Annotated in this window: 14 protein-coding genes; 10 read left to right on the top strand and 4 right to left on the bottom strand. The window is 48.6% G+C overall.

Annotated elements, in window-relative coordinates:
* Positions 1–78 precede the first annotated feature (78 nt).
* The 7 genes from argC to argH all read left to right on the top strand — a co-directional run bounded on the left by argC (position 79) and on the right by argH (position 8,252).
* Positions 79–1,128 carry an N-acetyl-gamma-glutamyl-phosphate reductase gene (gene argC, locus AC1DVJ_RS14080; RefSeq protein WP_477591647.1) on the top strand — a complete coding sequence of 350 codons (1,050 nt, stop codon included), beginning with the start codon at positions 79–81 and terminating at the stop codon, positions 1,126–1,128.
* A gap of 31 nt (positions 1,129–1,159) precedes the next feature.
* Positions 1,160–2,386, top strand: a complete 1,227-nt coding sequence (gene argJ / locus AC1DVJ_RS14075; RefSeq protein WP_477591645.1) for a bifunctional glutamate N-acetyltransferase/amino-acid acetyltransferase ArgJ — start codon at positions 1,160–1,162, stop codon at positions 2,384–2,386.
* A gap of 33 nt (positions 2,387–2,419) precedes the next feature.
* Positions 2,420–3,190 carry an acetylglutamate kinase gene (gene argB / locus AC1DVJ_RS14070; protein WP_477591701.1) on the top strand — a complete coding sequence of 257 codons (771 nt, stop codon included), beginning with the start codon at positions 2,420–2,422 and terminating at the stop codon, positions 3,188–3,190.
* 28 nt (positions 3,191–3,218) lie between these two features.
* Positions 3,219–4,415 carry an acetylornithine transaminase gene (locus tag AC1DVJ_RS14065; protein ID WP_477591644.1) on the top strand — a complete coding sequence of 399 codons (1,197 nt, stop codon included), beginning with the start codon at positions 3,219–3,221 and terminating at the stop codon, positions 4,413–4,415.
* Between the two features lie 30 nt (positions 4,416–4,445).
* Positions 4,446–5,405, top strand: a complete 960-nt coding sequence (gene argF, locus AC1DVJ_RS14060) for an ornithine carbamoyltransferase (RefSeq protein WP_477591642.1) — start codon at positions 4,446–4,448, stop codon at positions 5,403–5,405.
* A 46-nt stretch (positions 5,406–5,451) separates the two neighbouring features.
* Complete coding sequence (locus tag AC1DVJ_RS14055; protein WP_477591640.1) at positions 5,452–6,690, top strand: argininosuccinate synthase; 1,239 nt, start codon at positions 5,452–5,454, stop codon at positions 6,688–6,690.
* 146 nt (positions 6,691–6,836) lie between these two features.
* Positions 6,837–8,252: an argininosuccinate lyase gene (gene argH / locus AC1DVJ_RS14050; RefSeq protein WP_477591638.1), complete on the top strand. Its 1,416-nt coding sequence runs from the start codon at positions 6,837–6,839 to the stop codon at positions 8,250–8,252.
* 72 nt (positions 8,253–8,324) lie between these two features.
* On the opposite strand, the gene AC1DVJ_RS14045 is transcribed toward argH, so the two are convergent.
* The 4 genes from AC1DVJ_RS14045 to AC1DVJ_RS14030 all read right to left on the bottom strand — a co-directional run bounded on the left by AC1DVJ_RS14045 (position 8,325) and on the right by AC1DVJ_RS14030 (position 13,525).
* Positions 8,325–10,070, bottom strand: coding sequence for a methyl-accepting chemotaxis protein (locus AC1DVJ_RS14045; protein WP_477591636.1), 1,746 nt, complete (start codon positions 10,068–10,070; stop codon positions 8,325–8,327).
* 231 nt (positions 10,071–10,301) lie between these two features.
* Positions 10,302–11,189 carry a DUF4097 family beta strand repeat-containing protein gene (locus AC1DVJ_RS14040; RefSeq protein ID WP_477591635.1) on the bottom strand — a complete coding sequence of 296 codons (888 nt, stop codon included), beginning with the start codon at positions 11,187–11,189 and terminating at the stop codon, positions 10,302–10,304.
* A gap of 3 nt (positions 11,190–11,192) precedes the next feature.
* Complete coding sequence (locus tag AC1DVJ_RS14035; protein ID WP_477591633.1) at positions 11,193–11,978, bottom strand: DUF1700 domain-containing protein; 786 nt, start codon at positions 11,976–11,978, stop codon at positions 11,193–11,195.
* Between the two features lie 113 nt (positions 11,979–12,091).
* A complete protein-coding gene (locus AC1DVJ_RS14030) occupies positions 12,092–13,525 on the bottom strand; it encodes a VanW family protein (protein WP_477591631.1) in 1,434 nt (477 codons plus the stop codon).
* A gap of 217 nt (positions 13,526–13,742) precedes the next feature.
* Between AC1DVJ_RS14030 and ftsE the strand changes: the two genes are divergently transcribed.
* The 3 genes from ftsE (at position 13,743) to AC1DVJ_RS14015 (ending at position 16,693) form a co-directional block, all read left to right on the top strand.
* A complete protein-coding gene (ftsE, locus tag AC1DVJ_RS14025; protein WP_477591629.1) occupies positions 13,743–14,429 on the top strand; it encodes a cell division ATP-binding protein FtsE in 687 nt (228 codons plus the stop codon).
* A complete protein-coding gene (gene ftsX / locus AC1DVJ_RS14020) occupies positions 14,419–15,336 on the top strand; it encodes a permease-like cell division protein FtsX (protein ID WP_477591627.1) in 918 nt (305 codons plus the stop codon). Before ftsE ends, ftsX begins: the two co-directional genes overlap by 11 nt.
* 163 nt (positions 15,337–15,499) lie before the next feature.
* Complete coding sequence (locus AC1DVJ_RS14015; protein ID WP_477591625.1) at positions 15,500–16,693, top strand: murein hydrolase activator EnvC family protein; 1,194 nt, start codon at positions 15,500–15,502, stop codon at positions 16,691–16,693.
* The last annotated feature ends 16 nt before the right edge of the window (positions 16,694–16,709 follow it).

The following is a 16,709-nucleotide window of genomic DNA, read 5'->3' as shown; positions in this document are numbered from 1 at the left end:
TAAAAAAATGCATTGAATTATTATGTATACGAATGTATAATAATACATATATTTTCGGAAGATCGGGAGGGCATGGAAATGAGTCAGAGCATTAGAGCGGCTATTATAGGAGCAACAGGGTATGGTGGTGCGGAATTGATTCGTCTTTTGCAGGCGCATCCAAGTGTACATATTACATCCGTTATTTCAACATCGAATGCAGGAGCGCCTTTGGCGGAGCATTTTCCACACTTGCAGGAAGTGGTTGTGGATATCCTTGATGTCCTTGACGTTGATCTGATCGCAGGCAAAGCGGACGTTGTGTTCTTGGCAACACCAGCTGGTGTGAGTGCAGAGCTTTCGCCGAAGCTGCTCGCAGCGGGCTTGAAGGTTATTGATATTTCAGGGGATTTGAGATTGAAGTCCGCTAGCGACTATGAAAAATGGTACAAAAAACCGGCCGCTTCCGAAGAAGCTTTGGCTCGTTCGATCTACGGTCTATCCGAAGTGTTCGGAGACGAAGTGATGGGCAGCGATCTGATCGCGAACCCAGGCTGTTATCCAACAGCGACGCTGCTAGGTCTTATTCCTGCGGTTGAAGCGGGATGGATCGATCCATCGACGATTATCATCGACGCGAAGTCGGGTGTATCCGGTGCAGGTCGCAGTGCTAGCTTAGGCTTTCATTATCCAGAAGTGAATGAGAATTTATCGGCTTACAAAATAAATAAGCACCAGCATATCCCGGAAATCGAGCAAGTGCTGAGTCGTATTGCAGGCAAACCGGTTGTTACGACGTTCACGACACATCTTGTGCCGATGACGCGCGGGATTATGGCGACGATGTATGCAACACTGACAGGTGAGCATACGACGGAAGAGTTCGTCGAGAAGTACCGTCAGTACTATGAAGGCCGCAAGTTTGTAAGAGTTCGCCAGCCAGGGAAATATCCTTCAACAAAAGAAGTAACAGGCTCGAATTTCTGTGATATCGGCTTCGCTGTGGATGAACGCACAGGACGTGTAACGATCGTGTCGGTCATCGACAATGTCGTGAAGGGCGCGGCAGGTCAAGCGATTCAGAATTTAAATATTATGCAAGGCTGGGACGAGACGACAGGTTTGTTGTTCGCACCGGTATATCCATAACTAGAAGATGAGGATAGGTGAGTAGACGACCATGTCGGACCAAGTTAGCTTCACTGTCGTGCCAGAGGGCACTGTAACAACACCGAAGGGTTTTCGTGCAGGCGGACTGCACTGTGGATTGAAGAAGACGGAGCGCTATGATCTTGGCGCGATCCTCTGTGATGTACCCGCATCAGCGGCAGGCGTTTACACGCTGAATGCGTTCCAAGCGGCGCCACTGCGTGTGACGCAGGAAAGCATCGCCCACAGCGGCAAGCTGCAGGCGATGATCGTGAACAGCGGCAACGCCAACGCGTGCACCGGCCAGCAAGGCGAAGACGACGCTCGCGCAATGCGCGCGGCAAGTGCGAAGGCACTAGGCGTGGCGGAGCACCACGTCGGCGTGACGAGCACAGGCGTGATCGGCGAGCTTCTGCCGATGGACAAAGTGCTGAGCGGCATCGAGCGGCTGCCAGCGAAGGTGAAGCTAGACGGCGGCGAAGACTTCTGCCAGTCGATCCTGACAACGGATCTCGTGCAGAAGATGACGTGCGTCCGTGTTACCGTTGGCGGCAAAGAAGTGCACATTGCCGGAGCGGCTAAAGGTTCGGGGATGATTCACCCGAACATGGCGACGATGCTCGGTTTCATGACAACCGACGTTGCGATTGAGAGCGAATACCTGCAGCTGTTGCTTAGCAGGATTACAGATAACACGTTCAACATGATTACCGTTGACGGAGACACAAGCACCAACGACATGGTCGTGGTGATGGCAAGCGGGCTTGCCGGCGGCGAATCCCTTCATCCGGGGCACCCGGATTGGGATGCCTTCGCGGCTGGGTTCCAGTACGTTGGCGAATACCTCGCCAAAGCGATTGCGCGCGACGGCGAAGGCGCGACGAAGTTGATCGAGACGACGGTTATCGGCGCAGAGAGCGACGATGCAGCGCGTAAGATCGTGAAGTCGATCATCGGATCGAGTCTCGTGAAGTCCGCCGTTTACGGCGCTGACGCGAACTGGGGCCGGATCATTGCGGCTGTCGGTTACTCCGGGCAACCGGTGAACGTGAACACGGTCGATATTCGCCTAGGCGATATCGCAGTGCTTGAGCAGTCGCGTCCGGTGAAGTTCGACGAGGAAGCGGCACTGGCCTATTTGAAAACAGATACGATTCAAATTCACGTGAATTTACATATGGGCGAAGGCAAAGCAACGGGTTGGGGCTGCGATTTGACCTATGATTATGTACGCATTAATGCGGCATATCGGACGTAAGGGGGAAGAGCAGTGAAGAACAATTGCTTTGTGATGAAATGCGGAGGCAGCACGCTTGCGGCGCTGCCCGCAAGTTTTTTTGAAGACATGCGTCAGCTTCAAGCTGAGGGCATTGTTACCGTCATCGTGCACGGCGGCGGTCCTGCGATCTCGGATACGCTTGGCAAGCTGGGCATCGAGTCCGGCTTCGTAAACGGGCTACGGGTTACTAATGAAGCGGTGCTCGACGTGGTAGAAATGGTGCTATCCGGCCAGATTAACAAGGAAATCGTTCGCCGTATTCAGTTGACGGGTGCGAAAGCGCTTGGTTTATCCGGTGTGGATGGACATTTGATCGAAGCGAAGCCTGTAGCGAACAGCCATGAGGTAGGTCTTGTTGGCGATGTGACGAAGGTTAATGCAGAGCTGATTCAAGGTATTGTCGGCATGGGCTACATTCCAGTTATCGCGCCAGTTGGACTCGGTGCAGATGGCGGACAGCGGTATAACATCAACGCCGATACGGCGGCAGGTGCAGTGGCTTCTCACCTCGGTGTGGAGCAGATGGTTGTCGTAACGGATGTTCCTGGCATCATGAAGGTCGTAGATGGCGAGAAGCAAGTGCTTCCTGTCGTCAGCGTAGCGGAGATTGAAGAAATGATCACAAGTGGCGACATCTATGGCGGCATGATCCCGAAGGTTCGTGCAGCGATTGCTTGTATACAAGGGCAAGTGCAGGAAGTTGTTATCGTGAACGGCTCGGAACCGAACGTGTTAAGTAAAGTGCTGAAAGGCGAAGGCATTGGCACACGCATCGTGCGGTAATCAAACAACCCATAAGGAGGGAATGTACATGACAGAACAAGGGAAAAGCTCGTTGTTTCCAACCTACGCCAGATATCCGATTACGCTAGTGAAAGGTGAAGGCAGCCGACTGTGGGATGATACTGGCAAGGAATACATCGATATGATGAGCGGGATCGCGGTTGCGGCGCTCGGGCATGCACCAAAAGCTGTGAAAGAGAAATTGATCGAGCAATTAGATCAGCTTTGGCATGTGGGTAACTTATTTCATATTCCGAATCAGGAAAAGTTGGCTGGTTTATTGACAGACAACAGCTGTGCGGATGCTGTGTTTTTCTGTTCCACAGGTGCAGAAGCGAATGAGGCTGCGATCAAAATCGCCCGTCGCTACTCCCAAAAGGTGCTGAACAATGGTAAGTACGAGATCATCACGTTCAACATGTCCTTCCATGGGCGTACGATTGCTACATTAACAGCTACGGGTCAGGACAAAGTAAAGGAAGGCTTCCTTCCGCTTCCAGAAGGCTTTGTCTATGCCGACTATAACGATATCGAGTCCGTGCGCCGTCTTGTGAATGACAACACCTGTGCGGTCATGCTGGAATTCGTGCAAGGGGAAGGCGGCGTATTGCCAGCTGATCCAGTGTTCGTGAAACAACTGGCAGAGCTATGCAAAGAGCATAATCTGCTCCTGATCGCGGATGAAATCCAGACGGGCGTAGGGCGTACGGGTAAGCTTTTTGCCTATGAGCATTATGGGGTAGAGCCGGATATTTTCACATTAGCCAAAGGTCTTGGCGGTGGATTCCCGATCGGTGCGATGTTGAGCAAAGGGTACTTGGCGGAAGCGTTCAGCGCTGGAAGTCACGGTTCCACGTTCGGTGGGACTCCGATTGCTACGGCAGCGGCTCATGCGACACTAAGCACGATTATCGACAACAAATTAGTAGATCGTGCGGCTGAGCTTGGCGAGTACACGGTTAAGAAGCTAGAGAGCAAACTAGCGGGTAATCCGCTGATCAAGAGCATTCGTGGTGTTGGTCTTCTGATTGGCATCGAATGTACACAGCCAAGTGCCGAAATCATTAGCGAGATCCACAAGCAAGGTGTGCTTGTCATTCCAGCAGGCCCTAACGTGATTCGTTTGGTGCCGGCGTTAACGATACCGCAAGAAGATTTGGATCAGGCGTTAGATGTGGTGTGCGGTGTCCTCTCCCAGAAGGCATCAACAATCAGCGGCGTCTAACCGAAGTTTATCGAAGAGAGGTTGGATCACATGAATAGCATGGTCAAGGAAGAACTGGCTGCCCAGTTGAAGGGCAAGGATTTTCTTGCTTTGGTTGATTATACAGCAGAAGAATTGGAATATTTGATTCAGTACGCGATTGAGTTGAAACGTAAGCAAAAGGCGAGAGAGCCTCATGCTGTGCTGGCTGGTAAAACGCTGGGCATGATTTTTGAGAAGTCCTCCACGCGTACGCGTGTTTCCTTCGAAGTGGGGATGTACCAATTAGGCGGGCAAGCGCTGTTCCTGAGCAAAAATGATCTGCAGCTGGGCCGCGGAGAGACGGTATGGGATACCGCTCAAACGTTGTCCCGTTACTTAGACGGGATTATGATTCGTACCTACGAGCACCGTAAGGTGATCGATTTGGCGAGAGGCGCGACGGTACCCGTGATCAACGGGTTGACCGATCATGCACATCCTTGCCAAGTAATGGCGGATTATCAGACGGTTTTGGAGAAAAAAGGCCGTTTGAAAGGCATCAAAGTCGCCTATATCGGCGATGGCAACAACATGGTGCACTCCCTGATGATGGGAGCTAGCAAGCTTGGCATGGACTTCGCGATTGCTTCGCCAGAAGGCTATGAGGCTAGTAAAGAAGTGATTCGTCAATCCAAGGAAAATGCCGCAGAAACAGGCGGGAGCCTGCTCGTTACGCACGATCCGCGCGAAGCTATTGAAAATGCCGACATCATCTATACGGATGTATGGGCGAGCATGGGCCAAGAAGCAGAGCAGCAAGAGCGCGAAATCGCGTTCAAAAACTTCCAAGTCAACGAAGCTTTGGTCAAATATGCGAAGCAGGATTACTTGTTCATGCACTGCTTGCCTGCACACCGCGGGGAAGAAGTGAGCGAGGGCGTCATCGACGGCGCGCATTCCATTATTTTCGACCAAGCAGAGAATCGTCTTCATGCGCAAAAGGCTATTATGGCCGCGACAATGATATAATTTAAATTATTTTAAGTAGAGAGTAGAAACGGAGAGAAGAGTAGACATGGCTAAGGAAAAAATCGTACTCGCTTATTCAGGCGGTTTGGATACATCAGTTATCCTCAAATGGTTAAAAGAAACTTATGATGCGGAAATCATTGCGTTCACAGCGGATATCGGGCAAAAGGATGAGCTGGACGGTTTGGAAGAAAAAGCACTCGCAACTGGCGCATCCAAAATCTACATCGACGATCTGCGAGATGAGTTCGCGAAAGATTTCATCAACCCGATGTTTCAAGCGGGTGCTCTATATGAAGGGCAATACCTGCTTGGCACAAGCATTGCGCGTCCATTGATCGCGAAGCGTATGGTTGAGATCGCGCGCGCTGAAGGCGCAACAGCGATTGCCCATGGTGCAACTGGCAAAGGGAACGACCAAGTACGCTTCGAGCTTACAGCAGCGGCGCTTGCGCCTGAGCTGTCTGTGATTGCGCCTTGGCGTTTGGAAGAATTCCGCGAGCAGTTCCCAGGTCGCGCAGAGATGATCGCTTACGCGGAGAAGCACAACATTCCGGTAACGGCATCCGCAGCGAAGCCTTATTCGACAGACCGTAACTTGCTGCACATCTCCTTCGAGAGCGGCATGTTGGAAGATCCTTGGTTCGATGCAGCAGCTGACGACAACAAAGGCATGTACGTGCTTAGCGTTGCGCCAGAAGATGCGCCAGATCAAGCAGAGTACATTGAGCTTGAGTTTGCTGCCGGCGATTGCGTAGCGATCAACGGAGCGAAGCTTACGCCACTTCAAGTGATGGAAACATTGAATGAAATCGGTGGCAAGCATGGGATTGGCCGTGTAGACATGGTTGAGAACCGTTTCGTTGGCATGAAGAGCCGTGGCGTATACGAGACTCCGGGTGGTACGATTCTATTCACCGCTCACCGTAAAATGGAATCCCTCACGATGGACCGCGATGTTATGCATCTTCGTGACTCTTTGATTTCGAAATATGCAACACTCGTTTACAATGGCTTCTGGTTCGCACCTGAGCGTTTGGCGATTCAAGCGCTTGTGTCCGAGAGTCAAAAGAACGTATCCGGTACCGTTCGTTTGAAACTGTACAAAGGTAATGTGATGGGCGCGGGCGTGAAAAGCCCAGTATCCCTATACAACCCGGATATTGCGACCATGGAAGCTGATCCAACGAAGGCTTACGATCAAGGCGATGCAACAGGCTTTATCCGCTTGAATGCTCTGCGCTTGAAGGTAGGTTCCGGTGTGGAACAGAACGCGAAGAAGTAATTCTATTACGACGTGACATCACTTACACGATGTTCGTTGTGAATTCTATAGCTGCTCAGCCGTGGGCTTTCCCTTCGTGGAAAGCCTTTGGGCTGTCCATAAGCTTGTCTCATTAGACGAGGTTAATACGAGAGGGGTCATGCACGGTGTCTAAGCTTTGGGGTGGACGTTTCACGAAGAAAACCGATCAATTGGTCGAAGAATATACCGCATCCATTACATTCGACAAAGAGCTTGCCGAGGAAGATATTGAAGGCAGTTTGGCGCACGTGACGATGCTGGGCAAATGCGGGATTCTTCCTGCTGACGATGTGGAGAAAATCAAAGACGGCTTGCTGCAAGTGCAGGGTATGATTCGCCGCGGCGAGTTGGAATACACGATTCAGAATGAAGATATTCATATGAATATCGAGAAAACCCTGATCGACCTGATCGGTCCTGTCGGCGGCAAGCTGCACACGGGCCGCAGCCGCAACGATCAGGTTGCAACGGATATGCATCTCTACCTGCGCAAGCGCGTGGTTGAGTTCGTTGGCTTGCTCATCAAGCTGCAAGAAGCGTTGCTTGAGAAAGCTAAGGCTAATCTCGATACGATTATCCCGGGGTATACCCATCTGCAGCGTGCGCAGCCGATCTTGTTCGCGCATCATCTGATGGCCTACGTCAGCATGTTCCAGCGTGATCTTGAGCGCTTGCAGGACAGCTACAAGCGTGTAGACATGCTGCCGCTCGGCGCTGGCGCGCTCGCTGGCACGACCTTCCCGATCGACCGCCATTTCGTGGCGGAGCAGCTCGGGTTCGGACGCGTGTACGAGAACTCCTTGGATGCGGTCAGTGACCGCGATTTCATCCTGGAGTTCCTCTCTAACGCGTCCATGATCATGATGCACCTTTCTCGCTTCAGCGAGGAAATGGTGCTCTGGTCTTCGACCGAGTTCGCGTTCATCGAACTCGATGATGCGTTCTGCACCGGCAGCTCGATCATGCCGCAGAAGAAGAACCCGGACGTAGCGGAGCTTGTCCGTGGTAAGACAGGCCGCGTCTACGGCAATTTGGTCGGTCTGTTGACCGTACTCAAGTCGCTGCCGCTGGCGTACAACAAGGACATGCAGGAAGACAAAGAGGGCATGTTTGATACGGTTCGCACCCTGCAAGGTGCGCTGCAATTGTTTGCACCGATGGTGTCGACGATGAAGGTGAACACGGAGCGTATGCGTCAAGCCGTGAATCAAGACTTCTCCAACGCGACGGATATCGCGGATTACCTTGTGAACAAGGGTCTTCCTTTCCGCCAAGCGCACGAAGTAATAGGCAAAACCGTGCTCTACTGTATCCAAAACAAAAAATACTTGCTCGATATGAGCATCGAGGAGTTCAAAACCTTCTCCGAGCTGTTCGAGTCCGATATTTATGCCGTGCTTCAACCAGAGCAAGTTGTGAATGCGCGTAATGTCTACGGCGGTACGGCGAGCAATCAAGTGAGCGAGGCCATTGGTCGCGCGGAGCAAGTGCTGGCAGAGTCGCAGTCGTGGTTGCATGACTTTTTAGAGAAAAGCAAATAAGCCTTCTCACATACAAAAGCTCTTCCCATCACATCCCGAAGAGGATGAATGAGAAGAGCTTTTCGCTTTTTTCTACACTTTAAATTGTTGAATAACATCCCGCAGCTGGGTGGACATCTCATTTAAATTCTTAACCGAAGCCGAGATTCCGTCGATGTTGGACAGCTGTGTTTCGGTCAAAGCGGAAATTGTTTGTGTCGTGCCTGCAGACTGGCTGGCGGAATGTTCCATTTCGGATAAGGATATCATGACCTGTTGGGATGTGGCTGCCATACGCTCGGCTTCGGAGGATGTTTGCTCCACTTGGCCGAGCACCTGCTTAACAGCGCTGTGAATCCGTTCAAAAGCGAATCCGGTTTCCTGCAGTGTCTCAACACTGGATGAGATTTCTTGATCACCCTGATGCATGGTCTCTACGGCCCCGAGGATGTCACCTTGGATGCCAACGATCAGTTCTGTGACCTGTTCCGAGGATTGTTTGGAGCGTTCTGCAAGCTTCTTAACTTCCCCTGCGACGACAGCAAATCCTTTCCCGTGTTCCCCTGCCCGTGCTGCTTCAATTGAAGCATTCAAGGCCAATAGGTTCGTTTGTGACGAGATGTCGGAGATGATCGAAACGATTTCACCAATCTGCTGGGAGCGATCACGCAGCAAGTCGATAATGCCAGACAGGTTGTCCATTGTCGAGCTGACGACCCGCATCTGTTCGTTCGTCTGTTGGATAAAGGCATTTCCCTTCTCCGCTTCCAAAACCGTGTTTTCTGACAAATCGAAGGCCGTGGAAGAGCTGGATGCGACCTGCTGAATGCTATCGGATAATTCCTTCATGGCGGATGAGCTTTCTACCACATTAAGGGCATGTGAGTTTGTACTGGCTGCCACGACATGCATAACGGAGGAAATATGATTGGCTGCTTGAACCATTTGATCCAAAGAATGTGACACTTGATTGCATTCATCATTTAAAGCGCCTGAACTCAAGCTTGCTTGGGAAACGAGCTGCCTGATATAGGCTTTCATTTGATTAAATGAGGTGGCAAGCTTACCGATTTCATCGCGGTTTGTCACGTTCAAATCCGCTATCGACAAATTTCCTATCGCAATCTGGCTAGCTTGACGTTCCACCCGAACGAGCGGCTTGGAGATATGTCTCGCAAAGAGGATTAGGACAGTCATGCCGACCAGCAAACAAACGAGAAGGGTAATAATAATCGTATTCAACATGTCCGTTTGTCCTGCGTTATAATCCTGCAAGTAAGAGCCAGCCGCAACGATCCATCCCCAATTCGAGTCCTTTTCAGCGTAAGCAATTTTCATAGCTTCCTTCGTCGATCCTCCAGGCAACGGCCACATATAGGTTGTGAACCCTCCGCCGCTTTCTGCTCCTTGAATCATTTCCTGTATAAAAAGCTTTCCATCGTTCGATTTCTTATCCCAAATGTTTTGGCCCTCTAAGGAAGGATGCGCGACTTCATTTCCTTTAGTATCAAGAACGAAGAAGTACCCGTTTTCGCCTAAATCGATCTTTCGATTGATGGGCCTCTTGCCGTCTTTTTTCGGTCCAAGCATCAAGACTTTCACTTTCTCTTGGGCTTCTTCTTTGGTGATACTGCCCGATTTAACGGAATCATCGAAGGATTGGATCAATTGAATGGACATTTGAACGGCATTCCTTAAATCTTTTTCGATCAAGGAATTCGTGACATTGGAAGAAACGTAATAGCTGATGCTGCCGAGGATGAGAATTGGAATAAGTAGTAAAAGCAGCGATGTTGTTACAATCTTCATCTGAATGTTCATTTGAAAATTTTTTAACATATGGTTAATTTACCTACTTTCTGTATTATTTTGTATATATTCTTGCTAATTGCCTTAATCCCTTTATTTCGATAAAATCTTCACAATTTGAGTGATATGACGCTTTTTCAGTCTATTTTCCTATGGCTTTGGAAGAAGGATGCGATGACCTATTTGAAATAGAAAACAGCTTATTCGCAACCGGTGCGAATAAGCTGTTATTCTTTTATGACTACCGTATACCCTAACTTATCAGCCTTTAACCTCAACATAGCCTGTATCCGTCCGCACCGTAACCTTTTTGCTGCCATTGCCGATTGAGCCTTTGGCCTTATTATGGCTGGTTCGTTGTTGTACGTTCACACCTGGTACATCCAGATTGGCACTGCCGGTGTCCGTACTCAGATCAAAGCTTGCATCCGTTGGTACTGGATCTAGCTTTAGTCGAACAGAGCCCGTGTCTGTTTCGGCGGTAACAGTATCTCCAAGCTCACGCAGTGTCGCTGTAATGCTGCCAGTGTCTGTTTTGAGCTTCACATTGCCCTGCCCGTCATTGAGGTTAATATTGCCTGTGTCTGTTTGCAGATTCAATGTTTTTCCTTCATATCGATCAACAGTAATGCTTCCTGTATCTGTACTAGCAGTTAGCTTTTCTGCTTTCACTTCCTTGAAGTTGATGCTGCCTGTATCTGTGCTAACGGTAATCGCTTTGTAAAGCTTGTCGGGCAAACTGACCTCTGTCCGTAAACGAAGGCTTTTACCGCTGAATAAGCTTTTAAACTCCGTGAGGTCGAAGCCGAAGTTAATGTGTGCCTTGTTATTCATGCATACGTCTACTCGCCAAGTATTCGTCCCTTCTGTCGTAGCCTCAACGGTGCAATTCTGCGCATTTTCAGATCGCGCAGCACCTACTAGACGAACGCTAATTTCATCCGAATTGCTAGGAACGAAGGTGACGCCTGAGATATCATTTTCAATAATCAAGGTATCAATATTGGCTGCTGCTGTCTTCTTCTCGATATCAATGGTTGTGACGCCTGTTTCAAAGTCCAAGGACTGGAAAGATACGGCTGCTCCAATCAGGCCGATCGCAAGGCAGATAAAGCCAGTCACTAAGAAAAATTTCACTTTAGGTTGCATGGCTTAAACCCCCTTTATCAATTTGGCGTTAAATTGGATGTACTTCCAGCTGAGCTTGAAAAACTGCTTAAGCAGCCAAGAGCTAAGCGTTGTGATGATGATCCCTAAGCCGAAGCAGGCTAGGAGAGAGAATGAAATGAATTGGAAGTCACTACCCGTCGTTCCCGCTAAGCTGGTGAGCACGCCGATGACGGGGGCAACCAGAAGGGCGAAGCCTGCAACAAAGAACGCGATCAGCGCAGAGCAAATCCCAACCCAAGGGCCGACAACGAACACAAGATTAAAGAAACCGAGCATAATCGAAATAATGATCGCTTTAAGCCCAGTGTCCGTTTTAGCTGTCGGATAGGGGGGCGGATAAGGGGTGTTATACACAGGAGGGTAATTCGGCTGAGGCGGCTGTGTATAGGCAGGCGGTTCCCAAGCCTCTGGGGCCTGTACAGGAATCTTAGGTCCGATGGCCGGCTCAGGCTGATTAACATAGGGTATAGCTTTCTCTTCTTGCTCTTCGCTTAAATAAGGTGTTTCCTCAGCTTGCGTTACATCGGCCTCGAATGTACTTGTTGTACGATTGAAAGCTTCCTCTTGAACAGGAGGTGCTTCTTTCTGTGCATCCCAGTTCGGAACCCGCGGGTAGCCGAGAGACTGTGAAATCTCGTCTTCGTGCTTGCCATTTTCAACGGCTTTTTGAAATAATTCTTCGTACACTTTTAATATATTGTGGCGCTCCTTCTCAGGAAGTCCGCGCAGGCGATAGTTTAATTCTTTGAAATAATCCGCTTTGCTCATCGTTATGCCTCCTTCAATACTCTTTCCATAGTCTTATCATAAAAGAAAAAAGTCATAATGACGTAGTAACTACAGTCACATGACCTTCATGATTTAATCATAATTATTGTTTATCATTGGGTAGCGAGCGTACTCACGCCATCTTCCACCATAGGCCGCTTTGGCGCAGGGTCATCCGTTTGGAGGTCCTTGCGGTTAGCCGCGATGACCGTAGGTACAGGTGAATACTGATCCTTCGAGATTAATTCTTTGCTCACGACGATGCCGTTTTCCCGTTTGGTTCGATAGGTCTCTACCTTGTAACCGACCTTTCCTGTGCTGATCGGGCGCTCTAAGCCTGGGCTCAAGCTCGGATTGTTCACATATTTGATCGGGGGCTGGATCGTTTCCACAACCTTGGAGTCGATGTCATAGGTGATGGTTGGCGTTTGGTGACCGAAAAGCTTCACGGTAACCGCTGAATCTGTCGTTATGGTTCGAATCCAGACATAGCTATTCGTACTATTTCGGAATTTGAAATTAATATAATTGCTTGCGAATGTGGCATCCTGCCCGAGAGGGACGTAGCTGACAGGGAGGGAGTGATTGCGCCGCTCAACAATTTCAAGACCGCTGCGCAAGACGGCGTTATAGAGCGTCGTGGATACTTGGCATATCCCGCCGCCGATCCCTGGTACGAGGCTCCCATTGAGGATAACAGGGGCTTCCTTGTAGCCGAATTTGGCTTCCGTCTGTTCGATAATCTTGCTGTAATCGAATGTATCGCCTGGTGCCATCAAGTAATCTTGAATGGATGTAGCGGTTACTCGTATATTGTGAACCCGCCCTTCGCCTGACAGAGGGAACACGGTTGTGAATTCGGATATTTTGCCATCGATGCCTTGCTGCTTCAAGGTTGCCAGCGTTACATCGGGGCTCAGCTCGTACACAGGTAAAGTGAGCCCAATGGGTGCGGTATGCGTTAATGTACCTAGGGTAGGAGCGATGCTTTGAAGCTGCTCCTGCAAGTGCGCGGTATCAATTCTTAGCACATTTCGCTCGGGTTCATAGGTAATCTCATCTTGAGATTTAAGGAGTCGCTTGGCGGCAACGGGCTGTTTTGAATATAGCTCCTTCCAAACATTTTTGACAGTAGCAGTAAGTTGAATGGCATCTACCGAGACAGGCAATGGGATTGTCGCATTTCGCAGGGTCCAGCGCGCTTTGGCACGCTTGAAGGGTGATCCGCCTGTTAATTGCTGCAGGGATTGTGTGAGGACGCTCCTGTCATATCGAATGCCTAGTTGTCCAAGGGGCAATTCTTTGGCAGGAATATCGGGATAAGATGTGTGCAAAAGGACGGGGAAAGAGGATAGTCGATTCAAGCGTTGCTCCGATTCAGATTGAAAAGACACATAGGACATTCCGCCTACGCGCCAGCCAGCAATCGTGACATTAGCAGGGAAGGTAGATTGAGATCCATATATATAGAGTGCAATCCCGCACGTGACTAACAAAGCAAGAGCGACAGAGAAATAGAGAAGGGGGTTTCTGAATGAGCGTGTCATGAAGAGCCACTCCTTTACATACGAATGTGATACGGCCTGTCTCTCTATATGTATCAATCTATATGCCAATTTAGTACAGAATCCTGTTTCGGCTAAAATATGTACAAACCATGGTATAATGACGGTATTCCCCATGAATTTCAAAGTGGATTTAGAAGGATTTTCACCTTTTGTGTCGAATGGATATAGGCTATCTATATAATTAGGATGTGATATTGTGATCGAAATGCAGGACGTATGGAAAACATACGCCAACGGGACTAATGCATTAAGAGGAATTAATGTAAAAGTGGACCGCAATGAATTTGTCTATGTGGTTGGACCTTCAGGCGCAGGTAAATCTACTTTCATGAAGTTGATGTATAGAGAAGAAAGACCGACCAAAGGCCAAATATTCGTAAATGGTTTTAATTTAGAAAAACTAAAACAACGCAAAATTCCCTATGTACGTCGGAATATAGGCGTTATTTTCCAAGATTATCGTTTGCTACCGAAATTAAATATTTTTGAAAATATAGCTTTCGCCATGGAAGTTATTGAGGCACCTAAAAAGCAAATCAAGAAACGCACCATGGAAGTCCTTGAGCTTGTTAAGCTGAAGGATAAGGCAAACTCATTACCATCGCAGTTATCTGGCGGCGAGCAGCAGCGTGTTGCCATTGCCCGGGCAATAATAAATAGTCCATCCGTCATTATCGCCGATGAACCGACAGGGAATTTGGATCCTGAAACATCATGGGGCATCATGAAATTGATGGAGGAAATTAATTTCCGCGGAACAACGATTGTCATGGCTACACATAACAAAGAAATCGTAAATACGATGCGTAAGCGCGTGATTGCGATTGAGAATGGCCTTATTGCTCGGGATCAATTACGGGGGGAATACGGCTATGAAGATTAGTACAGTTTCTCGACATCTGCGAGAAGGTACGAAAAATGTCGTGCGAAATGGTTGGATGACATTCGCTTCGATTAGCTCCATCGCGATTTCCCTATTTATTCTTGGTGTTTTCGTACTGATAACTTTAAATGTGAATGATGTAGCTACACAAATTGAGCAGCAGGTCGAGATCAATGTGTATCTGGAGGTTAACACCGCTCAGGACCAAATCACGACGCTCCAAACGCAAATCCAAGCAATCCCGGAAGTGAAAACGATTAAATTCGTTTCAAAAGCAGAGGGACTTGTTTATTTGCGAGAAAAGCTTGGCGATAGTGGCAAGGCACTTTTAGATGGTTTCGAGGGGGATAACAATCCGTTGAACGATGCGTTCACGATTGAAGTAGACGACCCGCGAAATGTTGCCAGTGTTGCCGACCAAATCTCTGCGCTTAACATCGGCAAGGATCCCAAGCCGATTTATAAGGTGAATTACGGCAAAGGTACCGTAGAAGCGCTGTTTAAAGTGACGAAGATTGCTCGCTGGATCGGTATTGGTATCGTTGTGTTGCTTTCCTTTACAGCGGTATTCCTCATCGCGAATACGATCAAAATTACGATCTTGGCTAGAAAACGTGAAATTTCGATTATGAAGCTCGTGGGTGCGACGAACTCGTTTATTCGTTGGCCGTTTTTCATAGAAGGTGCGTTACTTGGCTTCATTGGATCTGCTGTCCCAACCGCAATTATTCTTGCAGGTTATTGGAAATTGCTAAACTTGAGCTCATTGAATTTGAATTTATTGATGATTAAATTAACACCTTTCGAGAATATTGCGCCAACGATGACTGTTTTGTTGATCGGTCTAGGTATTGTTATCGGAGTATGGGGTTCACTCATCTCCGTCCGCAAATTCCTCCGCGTTTAAAAGTAATCTTGATTGAAATTGGGGTAGAGTGTTCCTCTGCCTCCTTTTTCATCTTCTTTTTCTTTTTCCATTTTCAAAGATTCATAGATTTGTAGATTCAGAACGTAAGAGATTCAAACCATATATGCAGCATAAAACGCTTGAAAATGGGGAGGCTACGTGCTTGAAGAAGAAGATTCTACCTGTCGTGTTGACATTAGGAATGGCCATATCGCTTACTATTCCACATGCAGCGAGCTATGCCGCTACGTCAACGGAGAAGATCGATCAGCAGTTAACGCAGCTCAAGAAGCAGAAGGCGGAAGCGCAGCAGAAAGCGAATAATGCCCATAATCTAATTACGAAGGTTCAAACAGAGAAAGACCAAACGACGAAGGATATGAACGCCCTTGTCAACCAGGTCAATGAAGCCAGCAAAAAGTTGGCAGAGCTGAATGAACAAATTGACCAAGTGTCGGGCGCCCTGGAAGCGAGCGCCAAGCAATTGGATGAAGCCGAGGCACGTGTGGAAAGCCGCGATAATATGTTGAAATCCCGCGTTCGCTTGATGTATATGAACGGTTTCGTTTCATATATGGACGTAGTGCTGAGCGCAACGAGCTTCTCTGATTTCTTGAATCGGGTCGAAGCTTTGAAATCTATTGTCAATCAAGATAAAGAGATACTAGAGTCCAATATGAAAGATAAAGAGACGGTCATGCAGAAGAAGGCTGATACTGAGAAGCAGCTTGAGAATGTGAAGGGACTATACGCGGAAGCAGATGCGCTGCGGGACGACCTGGAAGCGAAGGAAAAGGCGAAAGAAGTGAAGATTGCTTCTCTTACTAAGCAAGAGAGAGAGCTTGAGGAGATTTCGGAAGAAAGCGATAAGATGATTACGCAGCTGGCGAAGCAAGAGGCGGATTTGCAAGCGAAGAAGCGGGCAGCTGCCAACGCGAAATCACCTTTTACCTATGCAGGTGGCAAGCTTGGGTACCCACTCTCCGTACAAGCACCTATCACTTCCGACTTTATTGCTCGGATCAATCCTATTACCAAGAAGGCTGAGAACCATAAAGGCATTGACTTAGGGACAGCAAAAGGTACGCCAATCCTAGCTGCGGAAAATGGTTCTGTCATCTATGCCTCTTGGATGAATGGCTACGGCAACTGTATTATTGTGGACCATGGGAATGGTTTGTGGACGCTATATGGCCATATTATGAACGAAGGGATTTATGTTAAAGTCGGCGATGTAGTGAAGCGCGGTCAGAAAATTGCTGGCGTGGGCTCCACAGGACAGTCGACAGGCAATCACTTACATTTTGAAGTCAGATTGAATGAAGTACCAAAAGATCCAAAACCGTACCTAAGATAGGACAAACTGGTAACCA

The sequence above is a fragment of the Paenibacillus sp. P4_A9 genome (assembly GCF_056402415.1).
The sequence above is the reverse complement of the archived record's forward strand: the minus strand, read 5'-3'. Positions and strand labels throughout refer to the sequence as shown.

Excerpts from the sequence above, each read along its gene's own strand:
- argC (WP_477591647.1), top strand. The coding sequence starts at position 79 with ATGAGTCAGAGCATTAGAGCGGCTATTATAGGAGCAACAGGGTATGGT.
- argJ (WP_477591645.1), top strand. The coding sequence starts at position 1,160 with ATGTCGGACCAAGTTAGCTTCACTGTCGTGCCAGAGGGCACTGTAACA.
- argB (WP_477591701.1), top strand. The coding sequence starts at position 2,420 with ATGAAATGCGGAGGCAGCACGCTTGCGGCGCTGCCCGCAAGTTTTTTT.
- AC1DVJ_RS14065 (WP_477591644.1), top strand. The coding sequence starts at position 3,219 with ATGACAGAACAAGGGAAAAGCTCGTTGTTTCCAACCTACGCCAGATAT.
- argF (WP_477591642.1), top strand. The coding sequence starts at position 4,446 with ATGAATAGCATGGTCAAGGAAGAACTGGCTGCCCAGTTGAAGGGCAAG.
- AC1DVJ_RS14055 (WP_477591640.1), top strand. The coding sequence starts at position 5,452 with ATGGCTAAGGAAAAAATCGTACTCGCTTATTCAGGCGGTTTGGATACA.
- AC1DVJ_RS14045 (WP_477591636.1), bottom strand. The coding sequence starts at position 10,070 with ATGTTAAAAAATTTTCAAATGAACATTCAGATGAAGATTGTAACAACA.
- AC1DVJ_RS14040 (WP_477591635.1), bottom strand. The coding sequence starts at position 11,189 with ATGCAACCTAAAGTGAAATTTTTCTTAGTGACTGGCTTTATCTGCCTT.
- AC1DVJ_RS14035 (WP_477591633.1), bottom strand. The coding sequence starts at position 11,978 with ATGAGCAAAGCGGATTATTTCAAAGAATTAAACTATCGCCTGCGCGGA.
- AC1DVJ_RS14030 (WP_477591631.1), bottom strand. The coding sequence starts at position 13,525 with ATGACACGCTCATTCAGAAACCCCCTTCTCTATTTCTCTGTCGCTCTT.
- ftsX (WP_477591627.1), top strand. The coding sequence starts at position 14,419 with ATGAAGATTAGTACAGTTTCTCGACATCTGCGAGAAGGTACGAAAAAT.